Here is a 6,433-nt window from a genome sequence, read left to right on the forward strand (position 1 = left end):
GCCGGCGCCGGAAGCCGTCGCGGGCGGCGCGCGGGACGAGACCGGCGCCGGGGCCGGCAGGGCCGCGGTGGGCGGTACGGGCGGCGCCGGAGAGGGCGGCGCCGTGGACACCGGCGCCGCGGCGGTCGGGCACGCCCTCCCCGGTACGCAGGGTCGCGGCCGTCGCCGCCGGCCCGTGGGCCAGGGCCCGGGCAGCCAGGCACAGCAGGACCGCGCCGAGCCGGGCGAGCCCTCGGCTGGCGCCCGGCGCCGGCCCGTAGGCCGTGGCCCGGCCGGGCCGGAAGGGCCCGCGGGACCGGGCGGCCCCGGCGGACCGCGCGGGCCGGTCGGCCCGGAGGCACCGGGTGGACAGGGCGAGCCGGGCGGCTTCGAGGGCCCCGACGCCCCGCGCGGCCCCGGAGGGCACGGCGGACCGGGCGGACCGGGCGGATACGGCGGCCCGGGTGAGCCTGAGGGACCGGAGGACCCGGCGGGACCGGGCGGCCCGATCGGCCCCGGCGGATCCGGCGGTCCGGGCGGTCCCGGGGGACGCGGCGGACCCGGCGGGCAGGCGGGTCCGGGCGGGCCCGGTGCACCGGGCGGGCCGGTCGGCCCCGCGGCGCCCGGTGGTCCCGGTGGACGGGTCGGCCCGGCCGGCCCCGGCCCGATGGCCCCCGGCGGCCCCACGGCGCACACCGGCGGCGGCGTCCGCATGGACCACGGCCAGGCGGGCCCCGCAGACGGCCGTACGGGCCGCGCACCCGGCGGCGTCGAGCCGCTGGAACCCGCCGAATACGACGAGGCCGGGCCCGGGTACGCGGCGGGGCCGGGCGAGTACGACGACGACGGCGGCCGGGGCCCCGCCCCCAGAGGACGGACACCCGGCGGGCACCCCCGGCCCGGGTACACGGCGGGCCCCGGCGCATACGAGCCCCCGGCGGCGCCCGGTCGCGGCCCGTCCGGCGGGCGGGGCGACCGCGACGGCTACGCCGACCCCGACGGCCCGGTGGGCGAGTACGACGACCCCGCCGCGCCCGGCGCCCGCACGCGGGGCAACCCCGGCGCCTACGCCGGACGCGGCGACCCGGCCACAGGCGCCTACGACGACGACCCGGCGACACCGGGCCACGGCCGGCCCCGCCCACACGCCGGCCCCGGCTCATACCCGGGACCCGGCGGACCGGCGGACGACGGCCCTTACGACGCCGCCGGTCCCGCCCGTGCCCCGCGCGGCCCGGCCCGTGGCGCCGGCGCCGGGCCCGTCCGGAACGCCGGGCCGGTGGACCCCGGCGACTACGACGACTACGACGACCCCGCGACCGCCGGGCGGTTGGAGCCCGCCGATCCCGCCGGGCGCCGGCCCGGTCCGGCGAACCCCGCGGCTCTCCCCGCCGCGCAGAACTCCGCGGCGCCGCAGTTGCCCCAGGGCGCCACCGACGCCCCCGTACGGAACGCACCCGGCGCCCCCGTGCCTCCCTCCGGCCGCCGTCGCCGCCCCGCCGCGCCCGCCGAAGCCCCGCCGGACGCCCCGGCCCTGCCCGCCGGCGAACGGCGCCGCCCCGGTCCCCCGGCGCAGGAGCCGGACACCGGCCCGTACCCGCACTCCCAGGGCCCCGGCGGCTACGACGAGGCCCCGCCGCCCTACGCCGCCCCCGGCCCCCGCCGGGCCACCGGCCGCCCCGTGCAGGACCCGGACACCGGTCCCTACCCCCACGACGGCAACCGCGCCGCCGCCGGCGACGACGACACGGGCGAGGTCCGCACCGTACGCACCTCGCAGACTCCGCACCCCGCCCACGGCGCCCCGGACACCCGCCACCCGCGGCGCGGCGGCGACCCCGCACCGGCCGTCCCCGCGCAGCACGGCCCCCGTACGCAGGGCGACGACCGCGCGCAAGGCGACCCCCGGCCCCAGCACGCCCAGAGCGACCCCCGCACCCAAGGCGGCGTCCCCCGGCAGCCCGGCCCGCAGGCCCCCGCCCCCGGCGCACAACCCGCCGCCCAGGCCCCCGCCGCAGGCGCTCACGCCTCCGGTCACACCCCCGGGCCCGTGGACCCGCGGCACGAGATGCAGACCCCCGCCCGCGGCGTCGACCCGCGCCGCGCCGCCCCCCGCCAGGACCAGCCCGCCGACGCCCCTGCCGCCCAGGCCGCCCCCGCCGACGCCCCGGGCCCCCGTCCCGCCGCGACCGGCTCCACCCCCACCGGCTCTGCCCCCACGACCTCGACCCGCGGCGGCGCCACCCGGTTCGCCCGCTCCGCCGCGACCCCCGCGATGCCGGCGCTGCCGGCGCAGCAGTCGGGCCCCATCAGCGTGCGCACCCTCGGCCAGGGCGTCGCCTACGTCGACCAGCCCTCCGGCCCGTCGTCCCCGGAGGGCCCGCCGTCCCAGGGCGGCCGGGGACTCCGGGACGCCGGCCGGGAAACCCACGACGACCCGGGAACGGGCGGCCAGGACCCCCGGAACGGCCGGGGCACCCAAGACGGCGCTCAGGGCGCCCAGCGCCCACCCGGCAGCACCCCCACGGGCACCGGCCCCGGCGCCCACCCCGGCCACGACCCGCACGATCCGTACGACCCCGCCCACGACTCCGCGTACGACCCGTACGCCGCAGCCGGCGACCCCGTGCACGCCCCCACCCACGATCCGTACGACTCCGCCGACGAGCACACCGGCGCTCGCCGACGCCGCCTCGGCGGCGGCAGCCCCGCGGACGGCACGCCCCCGCCCGGCGGCGACGCGCCCCCCGCCGCCGCGCCCCCGCAGAGCGCCCACGCGCAGCACCCGCACGCCCCGCAGCAGCACACCCCGCAGCACCGCCCCCCGGCGCGTCCCGGTACCGCAGCCCGGCGGGACGCCATCGGGCGCGCCTTCGCCATCGGAGCGCCGGACGCCTCCGCCGCCGAGGGCCCCGAGCCGCTCGACGGGCGCCACGGGGTGGTCGAGGTCGCCGCGCAGGACCCCGAGACGACGCCCCTGCGCCTCGACGACGAGATGCCGCCCGAGCCGCTGGACAACCCGCGCCGGCTGCTCGTCTGGCCCGAGCCCGACGCCGCCACGCAGCAGGCGCTGACCGCGCGCAACTACCGCCCCGTCGTCGTCCACTCCCGCGAGGAACTGGACGCGCAGATCTCCGTCTCCCCCGCCGGCCTCTTCGTGGACCCGCTCACCGGCCCGATCACCCGCACCGCGCTGCAGTCGCTGCGCAAGGCGGCGGTGGCGGCGTCCGTACCGGTGCTGGTGACGGCCGGCCTCGGGCAGGCGACGCGGGAGGCGGCGTACGGGGCGGACCCGGCGGTGCTGCTGAAGGCGCTGGCACCGCGCGACAGCGAGCAGCACCCGCCGCGCGTGCTGCTCTTCGAGGAGAACCCCGACATCGCGGACGCGCTGGCGGCGACGCTGGAGCGGCGCGGGATGCAGGTCATGCACGCCACGTCGGACGAGGCGGCGGTGGACCTGGCGACGCGCTTCCGGCCGAACCTGGTCGTGATGGACCTGATGCGGATCCGCCGCCGGCGTACGGGCATCGTCGACTGGCTGAACGCGAACGGCATGCTCAACCGGATGCCGATGGTGGTGTACACGGCCGTGGACATCAACCGCGCCGAACTGCCGCGTCTGCGCTCGGGCGAGACGGTGCTGTTCCTGGCCGAGCGGTCGACGAGCGCGGAGGTGCAGAATCGGATCGTCGACCTGCTGGCCAAGATCGGCACGACGTAGCCGGACCGTGTCACCGGCACCGGGACCGGGCGAGCCGCGCGCGGCGCGCGGTCCTCACAACCGCGTCACCGTCAGCTCCCCGTCCGCGTACTGCCTGCGCAGCACCTTCTTGTCGAACTTCCCCACGCTCGTCTTCGGCACCTCGCCGATCCGCGCCCACCGCTCCGGCAGCTGCCACTTCGCGATCCGCTCCCCCAGATAGGCGCGCAGCTCCTCGTACGTCACGTCCGCGCCCTCGCACACCACCACCGCCGCCAGCGGCCGTTCCTCCCACTTCTCGTCCGGTACGGCGATGACCGCCGCCTCCGCGACGTCCGGGTGGGCCATCAGGTGGTTCTCCAGCTCCATCGACGAGATCCACTCGCCGCCCGACTTGATGACGTCCTTGGACCGGTCCGTCAGCGTCAGATAGCCGTCGGCGGTGATGGTGCCGACGTCGCCGGTGCGCAGCCAGCCGTCCTCGCTGAACTTGTCCTCCGGCCGGAACGGCTCCCCGTCCGCGCCGCCGTAGTACGCGCCCGTGATCCACGGCCCGCGTACCTCCAGCTCCCCCGCCGACTCCCCGTCCTTCGGCAGCAGGTTCCCGTCCGGGCCGCGCAGCCGCGCCTCGACCGTCGCCGGGAAACGCCCCTGCTTCAGCCGGTAGGGGTACTCCTCCTCCGCGTCGAGTCCGGGCGGCGGGTGCGCGATGCAGCCCAGCGGCGAGGTCTCCGTCATGCCCCACGCCTGCACGACGCGGATGCCGTGCCGCTGGTCGAAGCCCTTCATGAGCTGGGCCGGGCAGGCGGAGCCGCCGATGATGGCGGTGCGCAGGGAGGAGACGTCGCGGGGGCGGGCGTCCAGCTCGTTGAGCAGGGCCTGCCAGATGGTGGGGACGGCGCCGCTGAGGGTGGGCCGGCAGGTCTCCATCATCTCGGCGATCGGGCCGGGCTGGAGGAAGCGGTCGGGCATCAGCAGGGACGTACCGGCCATGAAGGCGGCGTGCGGCAGGCCCCAGGCGTTGACGTGGAACATCGGCACGATCGGCAGGGCGAGGTCGTGCGGCGTGATGCCGAAGGACTCGGCGGTCATGACGCCGAGGGAGTGCAGATAGACGGAGCGGTGGCTGTAGAGGGTGCCCTTGGGGTCGCCGGTGGTCCCGGAGGTGTAGCACAGGGCGGCGGCCTCGCGTTCGTCGAGGACGGCCCAGTCGTACGACTCGGGGCGGCCGGCGAGGAGTTCCTCGTAGTCGTGGACGGTGACGTGGGTGCCGTCGAGGAGCGCGCGGTCACCGGGGCCGGCGACGACGACGTGCTCGACGGCCGGCAGGTGCGGCAGCAGCGGGGCGAGGAGGGGGAGAAGGGTGCCGTTGGTGAGGACGACGCGGTCGCGGGCGTGGTTGACGATCCAGACGAGCTGGCGCGGGTCGAGACGCAGGTTGAGGGTGTGGAGTATCGAGCCCATGGCGGGCAGCGCGAGATACGCCTCCAGGTGCTCGGCGTTGTTCCACATGAGGGTGCCGACCGGCTCCTGCTGCCGTACGCCCAGCTCGTCGCGGAGCGCGTGCGCGAGCTGCGCGGCGCGGGCGCCGACTTCGGCGAAGGTCCGGGACCGCGGCGGCTCGCCGGAGCCGGTCCAGGTGAGGACCTGTGCGGCGCCGTGGATGGTCGAGCCGTGGGTCACGATCCGCGAGATGGTCAGCGGTACGTCCTGCATCGTGCTCAGCACGGAAGGCCTCCCCGGGGTAGGACACGCAGCACACGCAGCGGTTACGCGCCAGTGGACGGTGGCGCTGATTCTGCTGGTGACCGGGCCCCTTGTCACTACCTCGGGAGGGGATCACCGGACGCGCGCCGCGCCCCCCGCGCAGGTCCGCACGCACGCCCCCGGCCGGGCCGGGCCGAACGCCCTGCGGCAGCCGCGGGCGGGTCCCCTACGCCGCCTGCGCCAGCTCCCCCAGCCCCGTGTCCTCCCGGAGCTTCGCCAGCGCCCGCGAGACCGCGCTCTTCACCGTCCCGACGGACACCCCCAGCACGGCCGCCGTCTGCGCCTCGCTCAGGTCCTCGTAGTACCGCAGCACCACCATCGCCCGCTGCCGCTCCGGCAGCCGCAGCACCGCGCGCCACATCGCGTCGCGCATCGCCTGGTGCTCGGCCGGGTCGGGGCCGGGCACGGGGGCGGGCTCGGGGAGTTCGTCGCCCGCGGCGTACTCGTCGATGCGGCGCTTGCGCCACTGCGAGGTGCGGGTGTTGAGCAGCGCGCGGCGTACGTAGCCGTCGAGGGCGCGCGGGTCCTCGATCCGGTCCCAGGCCAGGTAGGTCTGCGCCAGCGCGGTCTGCAGCAGGTCCTCGGCGTCCCACGGGCTGGTGGTCAGCGAGCGCGCGGTGCGCAGCAGCACCGGCCCCCTGAGGTGCACGTACGCCGCGAAGGTCGGAAGGGGCGGTCGCGCGGTGGCCGCCGCCGCGGGGGCGTCGGTGGTGCTGGCTGTGGACATGGCTCCACGCTAGGAGCGGCAGCCGGGTATGCGGATCGGCCGTAGGTCGCGATGCGGGCTCCACCCGAGGGAGTAGGCACCGAGCCGGCCGGACCTCCCGTAGGTGGAGGGCCGGGCGGGGGACCCTTCGGGGTACTACGTCCGGGGTCCGATGATCGCGACCGGCAGGTCCACGACGTTGCGGTCGAGGACGGTCCGCCTGCCGCCGTGCCGCTCCGCGAGCCTACCGGCGTACCGGCGGAGCCACCAGGCGGCGGCGG

General features: G+C 78.1%; 3 protein-coding genes. 1 reads left to right on the forward strand and 2 read right to left on the reverse strand.

What is annotated here, in order from left to right:
- Positions 1-691: 691 nt before the first annotated feature.
- Positions 692-3,700, forward strand: a complete 3,009-nt coding sequence (locus I003_RS33635; RefSeq protein WP_051368589.1) for a response regulator — start codon at positions 692-694, stop codon at positions 3,698-3,700.
- 54 nt (positions 3,701-3,754) lie between these two features.
- Here I003_RS33635 and I003_RS0128600 read toward each other — a convergent pair whose 3' ends face one another.
- A complete protein-coding gene (locus tag I003_RS0128600; RefSeq protein ID WP_027774608.1) occupies positions 3,755-5,407 on the reverse strand; it encodes a long-chain fatty acid--CoA ligase in 1,653 nt (550 codons plus the stop codon).
- A gap of 205 nt (positions 5,408-5,612) precedes the next feature.
- Positions 5,613-6,173 (reverse strand): SigE family RNA polymerase sigma factor, encoded by a 561-nt coding sequence (locus I003_RS0128605; RefSeq protein ID WP_027774609.1) that lies wholly within the window; start codon positions 6,171-6,173, stop codon positions 5,613-5,615.
- Positions 6,174-6,433: the final 260 nt, after the last annotated feature.

This window comes from Streptomyces sp. CNQ329, from assembly GCF_000482585.1.